14 protein-coding genes are annotated in these 15,548 nt (G+C 43.8%); 8 read left to right on the plus strand and 6 right to left on the minus strand.

Annotated elements, in window-relative coordinates; genetic code table 11:
- Positions 1–178: 178 nt before the first annotated feature.
- A complete protein-coding gene (gene fdxA / locus VEZ01S_RS00660; protein ID WP_021712079.1) occupies positions 179–502 on the plus strand; it encodes a ferredoxin FdxA in 324 nt (107 codons plus the stop codon).
- Positions 503–572: 70 nt separating this feature from the next.
- Here fdxA and VEZ01S_RS00665 read toward each other — a convergent pair whose 3' ends face one another.
- The 3 genes from VEZ01S_RS00665 to syd are packed head-to-tail and all read right to left on the minus strand — an operon-like array spanning position 573 to position 2,684.
- The gene (locus VEZ01S_RS00665) at positions 573–1,310 is read right to left on the minus strand and encodes an RNA methyltransferase (protein WP_021712080.1); all 738 of its coding nucleotides are present in this window, start codon (positions 1,308–1,310) and stop codon (positions 573–575) included.
- Positions 1,311–1,357: 47 nt separating this feature from the next.
- Positions 1,358–2,134 (minus strand): Zn-ribbon-containing protein, encoded by a 777-nt coding sequence (locus VEZ01S_RS00670; protein ID WP_021712081.1) that lies wholly within the window; start codon positions 2,132–2,134, stop codon positions 1,358–1,360.
- Between the two features lies 1 nt (position 2,135).
- Entirely contained in the window at positions 2,136–2,684 is a 549-nt protein-coding gene (gene syd / locus VEZ01S_RS00675; protein ID WP_040889868.1) for a SecY-interacting protein, read from the minus strand.
- Between the two features lie 86 nt (positions 2,685–2,770).
- Between syd and queF the strand changes: the two genes are divergently transcribed.
- From queF to xni, 4 genes are all read left to right on the plus strand, one after another.
- The gene (gene queF / locus VEZ01S_RS00680) at positions 2,771–3,625 is read left to right on the plus strand and encodes an NADPH-dependent 7-cyano-7-deazaguanine reductase QueF (RefSeq protein WP_021712083.1); all 855 of its coding nucleotides are present in this window, start codon (positions 2,771–2,773) and stop codon (positions 3,623–3,625) included.
- Positions 3,626–3,628: 3 nt separating this feature from the next.
- Positions 3,629–5,929 (plus strand): tetratricopeptide repeat protein, encoded by a 2,301-nt coding sequence (locus VEZ01S_RS00685; protein WP_021712084.1) that lies wholly within the window; start codon positions 3,629–3,631, stop codon positions 5,927–5,929.
- A 187-nt stretch (positions 5,930–6,116) separates the two neighbouring features.
- Positions 6,117–7,478: a nucleotide 5'-monophosphate nucleosidase PpnN gene (gene ppnN / locus VEZ01S_RS00690; RefSeq protein WP_021712085.1), complete on the plus strand. Its 1,362-nt coding sequence runs from the start codon at positions 6,117–6,119 to the stop codon at positions 7,476–7,478.
- An 81-nt stretch (positions 7,479–7,559) separates the two neighbouring features.
- A complete protein-coding gene (gene xni / locus VEZ01S_RS00695; protein WP_021712086.1) occupies positions 7,560–8,330 on the plus strand; it encodes a flap endonuclease Xni in 771 nt (256 codons plus the stop codon).
- A gap of 51 nt (positions 8,331–8,381) precedes the next feature.
- Here the strand turns inward: xni and rlmM are convergent, their stop codons facing one another.
- From rlmM to thiI, 3 genes are all read right to left on the minus strand, one after another.
- Positions 8,382–9,470 (minus strand): 23S rRNA (cytidine(2498)-2'-O)-methyltransferase RlmM, encoded by a 1,089-nt coding sequence (rlmM, locus tag VEZ01S_RS00700; RefSeq protein ID WP_021712087.1) that lies wholly within the window; start codon positions 9,468–9,470, stop codon positions 8,382–8,384.
- 63 nt (positions 9,471–9,533) lie between these two features.
- A complete protein-coding gene (locus tag VEZ01S_RS00705) occupies positions 9,534–10,445 on the minus strand; it encodes a transcriptional regulator GcvA (RefSeq protein ID WP_021712088.1) in 912 nt (303 codons plus the stop codon).
- A 335-nt stretch (positions 10,446–10,780) separates the two neighbouring features.
- Positions 10,781–12,229 carry a tRNA uracil 4-sulfurtransferase ThiI gene (thiI, locus tag VEZ01S_RS00710; protein WP_021712089.1) on the minus strand — a complete coding sequence of 483 codons (1,449 nt, stop codon included), beginning with the start codon at positions 12,227–12,229 and terminating at the stop codon, positions 10,781–10,783.
- A 260-nt stretch (positions 12,230–12,489) separates the two neighbouring features.
- Between thiI and xseB the strand changes: the two genes are divergently transcribed.
- The 3 genes from xseB to dxs are packed head-to-tail and all read left to right on the plus strand — an operon-like array spanning position 12,490 to position 15,520.
- Positions 12,490–12,744 carry an exodeoxyribonuclease VII small subunit gene (xseB, locus tag VEZ01S_RS00715; RefSeq protein ID WP_040889840.1) on the plus strand — a complete coding sequence of 85 codons (255 nt, stop codon included), beginning with the start codon at positions 12,490–12,492 and terminating at the stop codon, positions 12,742–12,744.
- Positions 12,731–13,624, plus strand: coding sequence for a (2E,6E)-farnesyl diphosphate synthase (gene ispA, locus VEZ01S_RS00720; RefSeq protein ID WP_040889843.1), 894 nt, complete (start codon positions 12,731–12,733; stop codon positions 13,622–13,624). Before xseB ends, ispA begins: the two co-directional genes overlap by 14 nt.
- Before the next feature lie 27 nt (positions 13,625–13,651).
- On the plus strand, positions 13,652–15,520 hold the full coding sequence (gene dxs, locus VEZ01S_RS00725; protein WP_021712092.1) for a 1-deoxy-D-xylulose-5-phosphate synthase: 1,869 nt from the start codon (positions 13,652–13,654) through the stop codon (positions 15,518–15,520).
- Positions 15,521–15,548 lie beyond the last annotated feature (28 nt).

Genomic DNA, 15,548 nt, shown 5'->3' on the forward strand with positions numbered 1-15,548 from the left:
TTTATTCCCTATCACCTGCCTAACCACGATCACCCACCTAACCACTATGCCCTACGTAAGTGCTAAACTGAGCCATACCACCAACAGGGGATATGGATATTTTCGGTGACAAATATTGTTTTTTCAAACGGTATCCGTATCATCGCCCCTCAGAAAAATAGAACATAGAGAGCTCATCATGGCGTTTGTCGTAACCGATAACTGTATACAGTGTAAATATACTGACTGCGTGGCTGTATGCCCTGCGGACGCGTTTTATGAAGGGCCTAATTTCATGGTCATCAGTCCTGTTGACTGTATTGACTGCGGGTTATGTGTGCCAGAGTGTGATGCGCAAGCTATCTTTCAAGAAGATGAATTAACGCCAGACCAAGAGGTTTTCATTGCGTTAAACGAAGAACTTGCCGAAGTTTGGCCGAACATCACAGAAGTAAAGCCAGCACTGCCTGAAGCTGAAAAGTGGAATGGTGTTGCCAATAAATTGGATATGCTGGAAAAATAAAGTCTATATAAACAAAATAGAGCCGATGATCGGCTCTATTTATTCAGGTTAGCAGTTTACTGTATCGCTGCTATTTACTGTGCTGACGGCGAATATTATCCAAAATAATCCCCGTTGCCATGGCAACATTTAGCGACTCTGCCTGACCAAACGCAGGAATGGTCACTTTATCAGTGACAAACTTTGCCGCAGCCTCACGCACGCCGTGCGACTCGCTACCCATCAGTAAAATCCCCTCACTGCTAAAGGCTTTTTGATGAGTACTTTCCCCTTCCAAAAATGCGCCATACACAGGAATTTGTGCTTGCTCTAAATAGCTCGGCAAATCTAACTGACTGACGAATACGCGCCCAAAACTGCCCATAGTGGCACTGATGGTTTTAGGATTGTATGGGTCTGCGCAATCGGTGCTGGCAATAATGTGCTTAATGCCATACCAATCTGCAACGCGAATAATCGTGCCTAAGTTACCCGGATCGGAAACGCCATCTAAAGCGATCATCAAACCTTGTGCGGCTGGCGTTGCAACGGTTGGGATCTCCACCACCGCTATGGCCGCATTGTTGCTGACCAAAGTGCTGGCTTTAGTTAAATCATCAAGAGAGGCTTCTACGCAGTCAAAATTTTGCAGAGCTTGACCGTTTGCCTGTAAAAACTCTGAAGTCGCAAATACAGTTTTAACGACTAACTGGCTATTACACAGCTCCAACACGTTTTTCTCACCTTGTACTAAAAACAAGCCATGAGCTTTACGTTGTTTCTTTTGCCCTAACGCGCGCAGAAGTTTAATTTGGTTTTTCGAGATCATTCTTTTTCCACTCAGTTGTCTCACATCTAAAATCCCTCATTACCGGGCTATTTTAGGTGATCCCATGAAATATTAGACAGCAAACGGCATTGGTCGCATTTAAAATGAAACATGTCATGCAAAGGCTCATCTAAGCGCCATTCACCACCACATTTAGGGCATTTTCGTTGCTGCTCTTGTTGCAAGCTTTCTCCACCTACTCGATATAGATAGTAGTAGGTTGGGATCTTAGTAATATATTCAATGCGGCCGCGCAAATCCCAACCACGACGATAAATATCACTGTCGATAGAGGTAAGTTCACGCAAAGCAGCAAATTCGGCCTTACAGCCACCCGCCATTTGCAACTCATCGCAGGCTTGCCATTCCGTTTGCCATTTTACAATGGACTTATGGTCACCATTTAATGTTGGTGGATTACGATACAGCGGTATGGGCATAAAAGAGTCGCCACTGCGCAGCGGAGAGCAGGTATGCACATAAGTGGTGTACAAAATTTGCCAGCTTGGCTGTTCATCTGGCGCAGTTTGCTCTGAGTTAAGATCTTGCCCTAGCACGCGGATCTTCGGCGTTAATACGCCCGCTTCAGAAAGTTTAGCCAGTGAAAAACGCACAAAATCCGAATGATTTCTAGGGTGTAAACTGTCCTCTTCAGGGCAAACACAGCGCAGGCTAAAACTGGCGTCGTCCATAGCTAATGGAAATTCTCGACCGAGCACTTGCCCATTAAAGCGCAACGCTTCCATTAAGCCATTTATTGATTTTTCTACTGCGGTAATCGTGGTGTTTTCAAAGCACTCGAACTGCATTTCACACACGAACATATTAAACCTCTACGTCTAATGCTGACAAAAACTCTACCAGATTGTCAGCCAGCACTTCTCGTTTGCTAGTACCTAGCGTTTCCAAAACCACATTCCCGCTCAGATTACAGATAGAGATAACATCCAGATCGGAGTCAATGGCGGCAATAAAGATGGTGGGTTTAATTTTTAAACGACGCTGAGTCACTAGGTGCCCTAAGATGTTTTCTTGTAGACGCACATAATCTTCATCACTCCACACTTGCAAAAGTGTCAAAGGTTTACCTTTCCAGCTCATCTCAAGATCAGCGCTATAGTAGCTACCATAAAACTCAGCAATACTTGGATGAAGCAACAACTCAATGCCCTGCTCTACATTGCTAAGATCGGCTTGCGGATCTCGTTGAACAGGTTTCCAATACACCACCTCTCCTGCTTTCGTTTCTTCAATACAAGGAGAAGCTACCCCGACTAACTCAGCACTAGCGGGCAAAGTACCATGCTCTTGCTCAAACGTTTTTAGATATTGTTGATGAATTGAGCTAAGTGAACTAGCGATTGAATTTGACATAAGTAACCCTACAAGCGTTCCGTTGATGACATCTAAGTATCTATTCAGTAAAATTCCCAACATTCTACTCTATAACGCAGTGTAAAATGAGCAAATATTCAGACGCAAAAGAACTCGCCGGCCTAACACTGGGACAGAAAACACAATATTCGTCGTCCTATGACCCAAAACTGTTGCAAGCCGTACCAAGAAGTTTGAACCGAGATGACCTGGAGCTTGGTGATACATTGCCGTTTAAAGGGCACGACATTTGGACGCTTTACGAGCTTTCTTGGTTAAATAATAATGGCTTACCACAAGTAGCGGTTGGGCACGTGGTGATTCCGGCCAACACGCCAAACCTCATTGAATCAAAATCGTTCAAGCTCTACCTTAATAGCTACAACCAAACCCAATTTGCGCATTGGGATGACGTACAAACGCAATTGATTCAAGATCTCTCTGCATGTGCCGGTGGCGATGTTTCTGTCACTCTCAGTAAAGTACAAGATTTTAACCAACAGCCCATTATTGATATGCAAGGTACTTGCATTGATGAGCAAGAGATTAGAGTGACCAGTTACGAATTTAACGCCGACTATTTAAAAGACAGCGTCAGTGAAGAGTGGGTCACGGAAACGTTACACAGCCATCTGTTAAAATCAAACTGTCTCATCACCAATCAACCGGACTGGGGCAGTGTAGAGATCCGCTACACGGGCAAAAAAATCAATCGTGAAGCACTGCTACGCTACTTAGTTTCTTTTCGTGAACATAATGAATTTCACGAACAATGTGTGGAGCGTATTTTTACTGACATTCGTTCGCTATGCCAACCTAAAGAGCTGTCTGTGTATGCTCGCTATACTCGTCGTGGAGGATTAGACATCAATCCTTTTAGAACCAGTCTGCACAGTGAAAACTCTTCACCTGACAATACTTTGCGTTTAGCGAGACAATAAAATATGCCCCGTTTACTCAGGCTCATTCCGCTGTCACTTTTTGTGTTTGTACTGTTTTCATTTTCCACGCCTTCTGTGGCCAATGAATCCAGTATTTACATACCAAAAACACTGCTCGATGCGCGACGCTTGGTGAAAATCACCCCTTTGCAATCCAAAAACAAAGCCAAGATGTTCCTGAGTGAACAAAACAACCCCAACTACGACGAAAACTTTTCAACCAGTGGCGTAAAACGAAAGGTCACTCCACTGGCGAAAGCGCGTAATCAGATCCACGCTTATCAGACCATAGGTATTGCCGATTATATTCTGGGGAATTACCGCTCCTCTTTGAACATCTTAGAAAAAAGCCTTTCTATTTCTCAGAGTAAACACCTGCTCGTCCCAGAAATTGAATCAAAGATCTTGCGGGTCAGTCTATTATGGAAGATGACCGCAGATTTACGTAAAGTCGAGCAACCTTTAACTAAAATTGAAGAGAAGCTTAACGCTTCACACATGAAAAACGACCAAAAAGAGCGATTGGAATATTGGCTGAGTCTGACCCATGCCAAAATATACTCAGATCTTGGTAAAAATGAGCAAGCCGAAAAAAGCTACCTTTTTGCCAAAGACTATGCCAAAACCTCTGGTAACTATGAAGATGGCCTAGAAGCAAGCTTAAGGCTAGGTAAGCATTATCTCAAAGCCCATCACTTTAATTTAGCGTTAAAAGAGTTGATTGAAAGCTATTGGATTGCGATTGGGAAAGACAACGCACAGTACATTGCCCGCGCCAATCACCTGCTGGCAGACCTGTACCTAGAATGCAAAATTTATGACAAAGCTCAAGAGCACCTTTCTCAAGCTGCCAGTTTTTATGGGCACTATGAACAATCGCCAATGTTTGCCAATGTATTGCAAAAACTGGCCGATGTGTACTTTATCCAAGGGCGCTACAACCTTGCTCTCGTGCACTATTTCAATGTGTTGGACTTAGAACTTGCGGAAAAAGACATCAGTAAAATCATCGATCTACGCCTAAAGTTGACCGAAACGTATCTTAATTTATATAACTTTACGCTCGCAAAACGCTATTTAACTCGAGCTTCTGATCTTCTTGAATATGCCGACATAAAAGCACAAAAAACCAGAGCGACCCTACTCACGGCTAAACTAAACTTCTTACAAAAACACTCGAAGGAAGCAGAAGATCAAGCCAAATATGCATTGCAACAAGCACAAGCGATTGAGAATAATGACATCCAATTGCAAGCCTTGTCACTACTGCACCTTATTACCAAATCAACCGATAATACCAAGGATTCACTGCACTACCTTGAAGAATACAATCGATTGGCTGCCGTCAACCTTAAAGAGAAAGATGAACAACTCAGCCAAAGTTTTCTCAATCAGATCACCTCTATTGAGCAGTCTTTGCACTACAAAGATCAAGTCAATGAATTTACTAACCTGAGCACTGACTACAGCAAAACTAAGACATTGACCCTCATTCTTGGAATATCGTGTACGGTGCTGTTCTTTTTATTCGTGATGAAATCACGCCGATTAGGGCAAAAAAATAAACTGATTCGTGAACTGAATAAAGAATTGTATACGCATCCTCGCTCTGGGCTAAAAAACCTAAGAATGCTCACTCGTAAACTGCCTGATTCATTAAATCGTTCTACTCGAAGTTATGATCAATGGCGCTTTGGGCAATTAATCAATGAACCCTTAAACGATCGTCTAAAGTTTTCGCTCATTGATATCCCTATGCTTTCAGATATCTATATCACGCATGGCTATAAAGTGGGACGCATCGAAGAAAAATCCTTTGGTGAACACATTGCAAGTTTAATTCCTAATAGTGCTCGTCTGTACCACTTATCTGATCGTTCATTCTTGTATATCGAACCCAATCCAGAAAAACGACATCAACCCGAGAAACTGTTTGAGCAATTTAAGCAGATTATTGACAGCTTTGAGACCGAGGTTGCGGTAAATCGTGTATTTAGCATCAGCATTGCTGACTACCCATTTTTACCGCGCGCTTACACCGCAATCAATGATGAAGACCTGATTGACTTATTGTTATTAGCATCGGACATTGGTAATACCTTGGTTAGATTCGAGCAGCAAAGCCAATGGGTCTCTTTTACCGCGATACCGTTGGCTCCAGCGGCGAGCTTTGCACAAAACGACATGCGCCGCTCTAGCCTCAACGCAATCCAAAAAGGCCTGATCAAAGTACACACTTCAGGCGCTGAAGAAAACCTTGCGACCATACTCAGTGAACTGCCTAAACATGAGCAAGACGAATAGCGGTAAACATTGAGGTAAATAATTCATTCTATTGGATTTTTACATTGCTATTGTAGATGAGGTATCTAGTATAAAGGTGAGGCTATTGGTGAATAATACCCCCAAATGGCCTCATGAGAGTTTTCTCATGAACCCCATCACTGAACGCGCCAACGCGTAAAGCAAGGGTAGTGAACAAGGAGCCGCTATGATAACAACGATCAATCCTGTCGGAAGTATGGATCTTCTCTCTCAACTCGAAGTTGAGCGTCTCAAAAAAACCGCCTCTAGCGAACTGTATACGCTGTACCGAAACTGTACTCTTGCGGTACTCAACTCAGGCAGCCATACCGATGACAGTAAGAAGTTACTCGAACAATATCAATCATTTGATGTCAATGTACTGCGCCGTGAACGCGGCATAAAACTCGAATTGAACAACGCGCCAGAAGAAGCGTTTGTCGATGGTACTATTATCAAGGGGATTCAAGAACACCTGTTTTCAGTGCTGCGTGATATCGTCTTTGTGCACATGAACATGGCGCAAAATACCACCTTAAATCTTGATAATCCTGTGCACGTAACCAACCTTGTATTTGGTATCTTACGTAATGCCAAAGTGTTAATTCCCGGAATAGAGCCTAATCTCATCGTGTGTTGGGGCGGGCATTCAATCAACGAAATTGAATATCAATATACTCGCCTCGTGGGACATGAACTTGGCCTAAGAGAACTGGATATTTGTACCGGTTGTGGACCCGGCGCAATGGAAGGCCCAATGAAAGGCGCCGCCATTGGTCACGCCAAGCAAAGACACAAACAAACTCGCTATATTGGCTTAACTGAACCGTCAATTATTGCCGCAGAGCCGCCAAACCCGATAGTCAATCAACTGATCATCATGCCGGATATTGAAAAGCGTTTAGAAGCTTTCGTACGTATTGCACACGGTATTGTCATTTTCCCGGGAGGCCCAGGCACCGCTGAAGAGCTGCTGTACGCTTTAGGCATTATGATGCACCCAAAAAACAAGCATCAGCCACTGCCGATTGTATTAACCGGCCCGAAAGAAAGCGAAGCCTACTTCCGCTCTATTGATCAGTTTATTCACGATACCTTGGGCGAAGAAGCACAAAAATACTATGAGATCGTTATTGATGATCCCGCTAAAGCAGCACGCATCGTAAAAAGCGCCATGCCTGCCGTTAAGCAGTACCGTAAAGAAAACGAAGATGCCTACAGCTACAACTGGTCTTTATACATCGACCCTGAGTTTCAAAAGCCCTTCGACCCCACTCATGAAAATATGCACAACTTAGATCTACACTTAGATCAAGCACCAGAGCGTTTAGCAGCAAACCTTCGCCGCGCCTTTTCAGGCATAGTGGCGGGCAATGTAAAAGCAGAAGGCATACTTGAGATAGAGAAAAAAGGCCCCTTCATCATCGACGGTGATAAAGAGTTGATGAAGAAAATGGATGTCTTACTGGGTGACTTCGTCAAACAGCAACGCATGAAGTTGCCAGGCTCTAAATACACCCCCTGCTATCAAGTGCAAACCTCAGACTGATTCTGGCTCTGTGATTTAACATTAAACAGTTTCAGCTGTTTTCGATACAATAGGGCTACGGCCCTATTTTTTATTGATTTTATGTCTATACATCTGGTTATCATTGATGCATTGAATCTCATTCGCAGAGTACACTCAGCACAGCCTGATGAAACGGATATCCAGCGAACGATAGAAACGACCTCTCGCACGCTAAAACGTATCCTAAGTGAAACTGAGCCTAGCCACATTATTGCGGTGTTTGATCACCACCAGCAAGTGCGCGGTTGGCGAGAAGAACGCTTTCCTGAGTACAAACAAAACCGCAAGCCTATGCCTGAACCGCTGGCATTAGGTTTAGATGCCATTCAGCAAGCTTGGTGGCAGCTAGGAATAGACTCTTTACTTTCTGATGGCGATGAAGCTGATGATTTAGTGGCAACCCTTGCCGTTAAACTGGCTAAGCAGCAACATCAAGTCACCATTATCTCTACCGATAAAGGCTACTGCCAGCTACTATCACCGTCATTGCGTATCCGAGATTACTTCCAGCATCGCTGGCTTGATCAAGCGTTTGTCGAAAAAGAGTTTGCTGTGAAAGTCGAACAGCTGAGTGATTATTGGGGACTGACAGGCATCAATGGTACAGGTTTAAGTGGCATTACAGGCATTGGCCCTAAAGCGGCGCGGGAAATATTGGCCAATCACGACACTTTAGAACAAGCTTTTGCCGATGAAGAGTTGCCAGATAAATACAAAAAGAAAATTGCAGGTAACGAACAGCATGCGCTGTTGTGCCGAGAATTGGCGTCTTTAAAAACCGACCTTGAGTTAGGCTTTAATTTACAAGATTTACGCTGGACTAAACCGTAGACACTGCCAATAACGCAGGTCTACGATTTTATCCTTGCGATCAAAGCGGGATTACCAACCTAAATTGGTATGCGCTTGCACATGTACCGTGATCTCTTCGCGGTCATGGTAAAGATGCTTAGCTTGTAGGGTAAACTTAATGCCATTCTCTTTTAAGAAGACTTTTAAGTTTTCAATATCACCCAACACTTCATCATAACGGCCTTTCATTGGCAGTTTCAGATTAAAAATGGCCTCTTTACACCAACCTTGAATGATCCACTCACCCATCAATTGTGCAACACGAGAGGGTTTTTCGATCATGTCACAAACAAGCCAAGTGACGTTCTTACGAGGTGGCTCAAACTTAAAACCATCCGCCTGATGGTGTTTCACCTGGCCCGTATCCATTAAGCTTTGTGCCATCATGCCATTATCAATGGCGTGTACAAACATAGAACGTTTCACTAACTGATACGTCCAACCACCAGGACATGCGCCTAAATCAACAGCCCACATACCGGAAGCCAATCTTTCATCCCACTCATTTTTAGGAATAAAGACATGAAACGCTTCTTCAAGTTTCAGCGTTGAGCGACTTGGCGCATCCGCAGGGAATTTCAAACGAGGAATGCCCATAAAGAACTGAGAATTATTGTTTGGGTAAGAGTACCCAACATAACACTTACCCGGCTCTACAAAGCACAGGTGCATAACGGGTTTGTTGAGGTTGTCTTTCTTATATAACAGCCCTTTACCACGCATAGCTTGGCGCAGAGGCACCGTAAACTTACGGCAGAACTTCAACAACTCTTTAGCTTCGTTGGTATCTGGGGTCTCAATACGCAAATCGCCACATGTCGGAACAGACTCCTGCTCAGACAACGCCTCTAAAATTGGCGTAATACGGTCAGCAACAGGTAAGTCTTCTAAACTGGCTGCCACTGCGAACATCTGACGTGCAAAAATCAACGTTTTAAAATCAATCTCGCGAACCAGACGGTTTGCATCACCTTCTGTATAACATTCAAATAAAACGTAACCACTGTTGCGTTTTACACGTGGAAAGCCAAACACTTCAATATTGTTTGCTTTATCTTGAATCTCACCAGCACAATCTTTTTCAAAGCCAGCGCGACAATACAAAATAACCTGTTTCAAGTTAAACCTCGTTTTCATGCGATGAATCTCTTCATCGCGCGACGCACATGCGTCAAAAATAAATTAGTGTTGACCGATGGAAGGATCGCCTTCACTGGCCGCGATGCTCAGCATCCAATCTCTAAATGTAGCAATCCGTCCTACATCAGCTTGTTTTTCATGACATACCACATAAAACGCATTTTTGCTGACCAGTACTTCGTCAAATGGACTGATTAATCGGCCTGCTTCAATGTCCGGTTGCGCTAATACATTGTTGCCCAGCGCAATCCCCTGCCCATGCACAGCCGCTTGCAATACCATCGTTGAGTGACTAAATATAGGCCCGTAGTTAACATTGATATGATTTAATCTATGCTCCCTCACAAACTGCTTCCAATCTTTACGAGAAGTGTCGTGCAATAAGGTGTGGCCGGCTAAATCACTCAATGAATTGAGCGGCTTATGACTATCTAATAAACGGGGTGCGCATACAGGAATCAAATACTCTTGATAGAGTTTGTCAGCTCGTAATCCTGGCCAATTTCCTCGCCCATAGTAAATCGCAACATCCACATCATCGGTTAGAGAACTGTCATCCATATCCACCGCTTTGATTCGCACATCGATATCAGGCTCTTGAGCATTAAAGTCAGCCAGTCTAGGTACCAACCACTGAATGGCAAAGCTGGGTTGTAAACTGATGGTCAAAGAACCTTTTTCACTGCGTTCTAGTACCTTATCTGTCGCCTCTGATAGTGACGTAAAGATATCTTTAATATCTAAAAAATAACTCTGCCCTTCTTCAGTTAATAACAAGGAACGATTGCGTCTTCTAAACAGCTTTAAGCCTAAAAACTCTTCTAGGGCTTTTACCTGATGACTGACTGCGGCTTGAGTAACAAACAGCTCTTCCGCTGCTCGAGTAAAGCTTAAGTGTCGAGCCGCAGCTTCAAAAACCTTCAATGATTTTAATGGGGGTAATCGTCTTGCCATTCACTCTTATCTAGCATTAGTTTTTCTTATGTGAAACATTATAAATTGTCCGTTGCTCAACAGCCAGAGAAAATCTATATTGCGTCCCAAGCGATAGGGTCTAAACGGCATGCCTTTGGCATGGACTCGATTCGCAATGTTGTGTTTGTGAGCTCACTTTGAGCACGGTAGTTTCTACCATGACTTTGGATATACCCCAAAGCGACCTATTTAATGAACTTGTCTGTCATTTTCAACACCGCTCTTTATGAGCGGTGTTTTTTTATGTGCGCAAAAAATAAGGCCGGAGCCAGCTAGTTGGCTGACTCCGACCCTACAATGTTCCATCCCTTTAATTAAGGACGATACACCTTCACGTTATTAAAGCCTTGCTCTTGAAGATACAATGCTTGCAAACGGCTCATTACGCCTCGATCACAATATAACAAGTAAGTTTTCGCTTGATCTAAATCGCCAAACTTAGTCGCTAATTTGTAAAACGGAATGTGTTTTACTTCGACATTCTCTATCTCTAGAGGGTTGTCTTCTTCTTCGTCTGGGCTGCGAATATCCAATACTACCGCTTGATCTTGAACCGCATTCACCTGCTCAACTTCTGGCGCTTGCTCCAAGCTTTCTTTTTCAATATCTCGGATATCCATAACGCGGGCTTCGCTGACCACTTTTTCCAGTACAGAGAAATCAAACTTCTCTTCTTCAGCTTCTAGCTTACCTTTCACCGCTTTCACTGTAGGACGACGAGAAATCACGCCACAGTATTCAGGCATTACTTTGGCAAAATCTTCAGTGCCGATAACGCGAGACAAATCGATGATGTCTTCTTTATCCCAGTTGATAAGTGGACGTAAAATTAAAGAATCGGTCACGCCATCAATATGACGTAAGTTAGTCAGGGTTTGGCTAGAGACTTGACCTAGAGCTTCACCGGTAACCAAAGCTTCAATTTTAAAACGATCGGCAATCATGCCGCCGGCACGCATAAACATACGTTTTAGGATAACGCCCATTTGTCCGTCTTCGACGTTTTCTAGGATTTCCGCAACCACAGGTTCAAAATCAACCGCAATGAACTTCACTTTTGCTGAAGAACCGTATTTGTTCCACAAGTAGTGAGCCACTTGCTTAACACCGATTTCGTGCGCAGGACCACCTAAATTAAAGAAGCAGAAATGCGTTTTAGAACCACGTTTAATGTGCAGATAGCTGGACACGCCAGAATCAAATCCACCTGAAATCAAGCTCAGTACATCTTCTTGTGTTCCTAGAGGGAAACCGCCAAGACCTTTATGACGAGCCAAAACTTGGTTAAGTTTTTCACCCGCTACTTCGATGTTAACCGTCACTTCAGGGCGTGTTAGCTTAACCTTGGCACTGGCAACCGCTTGGTTTAAACCACCACCAACATAACGCTCTAACTCTATTGAGCTAAAGTCATGCTTACCGCGACGCTTAGCGCGCACAGAGAAAGTTTTACCTTCAATTCGGCTTGCGCTTAGCTCAAGTACTTGCTCGTAGATGTTATGCATATCAGTAAAGTCTGTTTGCTTAACTTCTAAAGAGTGGTGAATACCCGGAGTGCGAGTTAAAATCTCAAGCACTTGTGGGTAAAATTCATCGCTCTCAGCAGAAACCTCAATATGATCTCTACGATTGAATACCGCCACAGATTCCGTGCGACGTTGGATGATAATCCTTAGATTGCACTCCAAAATGCGTGTAAAGCGCTTCCTAACTGATTCGCTTTTTACAAAAATTTCCGGATGTGGTTTTACGATAAACTTCATAGATAATTTCACTTCTGATTAGTCAATGACTCGAGTCTAGCCTAAATTATTTCGCCAACTGCTACAGCGTACACAATTGAGGGCGACGAATTATATACTATTTAGAGCCGAGTAAAAATAAAACAATATGATAGGCTGTTCATTAATCTAGCGATAAATGAACTAAAGTTAGTGTTGAAGCAGGATTTTTAACTGCGAAAATTGACCCTAACCCTTGGCTGAGTTACCTTTCCCAGATCCTAGTGTAGAAAAGAATGACCATGGCGACCAAAAAACCAGAAAACATGAGTTTTGAAGAGTCTCTTAAAGAGCTCGACAACATCGTAAATCAGCTTGAACAAGGCGATCTAGAACTTGATTCTGCACTGAAAAATTTCGAACGAGGCATTGCTCTTGCTCGTGCAGGACAAACCAAGTTAGACCAAGCAGAACAACGTGTTTCAATCTTGATGGAAAATCAAGTCGAAGCAACTCCTCAGGATTTCAAACTTGAATCTGGCGATGACTCTTTTTAAACAACAACTAGAACACTATCAAATACGAAATAACCAACAACTCGAAACTTGGTTAGACTCTTTACAGATGCAAGATAATAGCCTTATTCGCGCAATGCGCTATGGGCTGTTGTTAGGTGGTAAAAGGGCGAGACCGTTTTTGGTCTACGCAACTGGCGCAGTATTTGGTATTGATAATGAAGCGTTAGATACGCCAGCGTCGGCTATCGAGTGTATTCATGCTTATTCACTCATTCATGACGATCTGCCTGCGATGGACGACGATGAATTGCGCCGTGGACAAGCCACCTGTCATATCGAATTTGATGAAGCAACCGCCATTCTTGCCGGTGATGCACTGCAAACTCTTGCGTTTTCTATCTTAGCGGAAGGGGCTTTAGCTCCTCAGGCAGAAAGTTATCGTATAAAAATGGTACAAAGTTTAGCCTCGGCTTCTGGTGCATCCGGCATGTGTCTTGGGCAGTCTTTGGATCTAGAAGCAGAAAATAGACAAGTTTCTCTTCAAGAATTAAAGGTTATTCATCGCAACAAAACCGGAGCTTTGATAAAATCAGCGATTCAACTTGGCGCTTTAGCCGCTGGTGAAGCTGGAATTGAACAGCTACCACGACTCAATCAATTTGCAGAAAAGATAGGGCTCGCTTTTCAAGTTCAAGATGACATCTTGGATATTACTAGCGATACTCAAACTCTAGGTAAACCACAAGGCTCAGATATAGCCTTAAACAAGTCAACCTACCCCTCTCTTCTCGGATTGGAAGGCGCACAAGAAAAAGCAGCCCTGTTGTTAAAAGAAGCTTTATTAGAATTAGAGAGCATCCCATACAACACCGATCTCTTAGAGCAATTTGCTCGTTACGTGATCGAACGAAAAAACTAACTCATTAACTTATCAGCGCGAATACTTATGACTCTTGATATCTCAAAATACCCTACATTGGCATTAGCCAACACGCCTGATGAGTTGCGCTCTTTGCCAAAAGAAACGCTACCAACACTTTGTGACGAATTACGAACCTATCTATTAAACAGCGTTAGCCAATCGAGCGGACACCTAGCCTCTGGCTTAGGTACTGTTGAGCTGACCGTGGCTTTGCACTACGTCTACCAAACCCCTTTTGATCAACTACTCTGGGATGTAGGTCACCAAGCCTATCCGCACAAAATTTTAACGGGTCGTCGTGAACAAATGTCGACCATTCGCCAAAAAGAGGGGCTGCACCCATTTCCTTGGCGTGGTGAAAGTGAATATGACGTGCTGTCTGTAGGGCACTCATCTACCTCAATTAGTGCAGCATTAGGCATTGCCATTGGCGCGCAAAAAGAAGCTAAGAACCGCAAAGTAGTCAGCGTTATCGGTGATGGTGCAATTACCGCTGGTATGGCTTTTGAAGCCATGAACCATGCCGGAGATATTCATCCTGACATGTTAGTGGTGCTCAACGACAACGAAATGTCTATTTCAGAGAACGTGGGTGCACTCAATAATCACCTTGCGCAGGTGCTATCAGGTAGCCTTTACACCTCCATTCGTGAAGGAGGCAAAAAAGTCTTATCTGGCGTTCCACCGATTAAAGAACTAGTGCGACGCACCGAAGAACACCTAAAAGGCATGGTTGTCCCAGGCACCATGTTTGAAGAGCTAGGCTTTAATTACATTGGGCCTGTTGACGGTCACGATGTGCTTGAGCTTGTTAAAACGTTAAAGAATATGCGTCACCTAAAAGGGCCGCAATTTCTGCATATAATGACCAAAAAAGGCAAAGGCTACGAGCCGGCTGAAAAAGATCCTATTGGTTATCATGGCGTTCCTAAGTTTGATCCAGCCGAAAGCTCACTGCCAAAAAGCAAAGGGGGCAAACCAAGCTTTTCTAAAGTGTTTGGTGACTTCTTGTGTGATATGGCGGCCAATGACCCTAAACTAATGGCAATCACACCTGCCATGCGTGAAGGCTCTGGTATGGTGCGTTTTTCTAAACAATTCCCTGAACAATATTTTGATGTGGCTATTGCCGAGCAGCACGCGGTTACTCTCGCGACAGGCTTGGCTATTTCTGGCAACAAACCGATTGTGGCAATCTACTCGACCTTTTTACAGCGTGGCTACGACCAACTGATTCACGATGTAGCTATCATGGATCTGCCTGTGTTATTTGCTATCGACCGTGCAGGATTGGTTGGCGCTGATGGTCAAACTCACCAAGGTGCATTTGACCTTAGCTTTATGCGTTGTATTCCTAATATGACCATTATGGCGCCAAGTGATGAAAACGAATGTCGTCAAATGCTCTACACAGGTCATCAACATACTGGACCTGCTGCGGTTCGTTACCCTCGTGGTAATGGTATCGGCGCTGAGATTCAATCGAAATTTACCGCGCTTGAGATAGGCAAAGGTCGCACCGTTCGTCACGGTAACGGCAAAGTGGCTATTTTAAGCTTTGGTACTTTCCTCGACAACGCAATGCAAGCCGCTGAGCATCTTGATGCCACAGTGGCCGATATGCGCTTTGTGAAGCCTCTGGATGAAGCACTCATCCTTGAGCTTGCTGATAAGCATGAGGTTTTAGTGACCATTGAAGAAAACGTGATAGCTGGCGGTGCAGGCAGTGGTGTAGTGGAATTTCTGATGAGTCAAAAACAGTTAAAACCTGTGCTAAATCTAGGCTTACCCGATCGTTTTGTTGCACAAGGAACTCAGCAAGAGATGCATGAAGAGCTCGGTTTGGATGCGCAAGGCATTCAGCGTAGCATTGAAACCTATTTAGCAAAATAATGTTTTGTTAGTCTTAGAGCAACCCGCT

Source organism: Vibrio ezurae NBRC 102218, from assembly GCF_000467185.1.
Taxonomy (GTDB): Bacteria; Pseudomonadota; Gammaproteobacteria; order Enterobacterales; family Vibrionaceae; genus Vibrio; species Vibrio ezurae.

Bases quoted from the DNA above. Each gene is read 5' to 3' on its own strand.
- xni (WP_021712086.1), top strand. From the start codon at position 7,560: ATGTCTATACATCTGGTTATCATTGATGCATTGAATCTCATTCGCAGA.
- VEZ01S_RS00670 (WP_021712081.1), bottom strand. From the start codon at position 2,134: ATGTTCGTGTGTGAAATGCAGTTCGAGTGCTTTGAAAACACCACGATT.
- VEZ01S_RS00665 (WP_021712080.1), bottom strand. From the start codon at position 1,310: ATGATCTCGAAAAACCAAATTAAACTTCTGCGCGCGTTAGGGCAAAAG.
- VEZ01S_RS00705 (WP_021712088.1), bottom strand. From the start codon at position 10,445: ATGGCAAGACGATTACCCCCATTAAAATCATTGAAGGTTTTTGAAGCT.
- ppnN (WP_021712085.1), top strand. From the start codon at position 6,117: ATGATAACAACGATCAATCCTGTCGGAAGTATGGATCTTCTCTCTCAA.
- dxs (WP_021712092.1), top strand. From the start codon at position 13,652: ATGACTCTTGATATCTCAAAATACCCTACATTGGCATTAGCCAACACG.
- queF (WP_021712083.1), top strand. From the start codon at position 2,771: ATGAGCAAATATTCAGACGCAAAAGAACTCGCCGGCCTAACACTGGGA.
- fdxA (WP_021712079.1), top strand. From the start codon at position 179: ATGGCGTTTGTCGTAACCGATAACTGTATACAGTGTAAATATACTGAC.
- ispA (WP_040889843.1), top strand. From the start codon at position 12,731: ATGACTCTTTTTAAACAACAACTAGAACACTATCAAATACGAAATAAC.
- xseB (WP_040889840.1), top strand. From the start codon at position 12,490: ATGGCGACCAAAAAACCAGAAAACATGAGTTTTGAAGAGTCTCTTAAA.
- syd (WP_040889868.1), bottom strand. From the start codon at position 2,684: ATGTCAAATTCAATCGCTAGTTCACTTAGCTCAATTCATCAACAATAT.
- VEZ01S_RS00685 (WP_021712084.1), top strand. From the start codon at position 3,629: ATGCCCCGTTTACTCAGGCTCATTCCGCTGTCACTTTTTGTGTTTGTA.
- thiI (WP_021712089.1), bottom strand. From the start codon at position 12,229: ATGAAGTTTATCGTAAAACCACATCCGGAAATTTTTGTAAAAAGCGAA.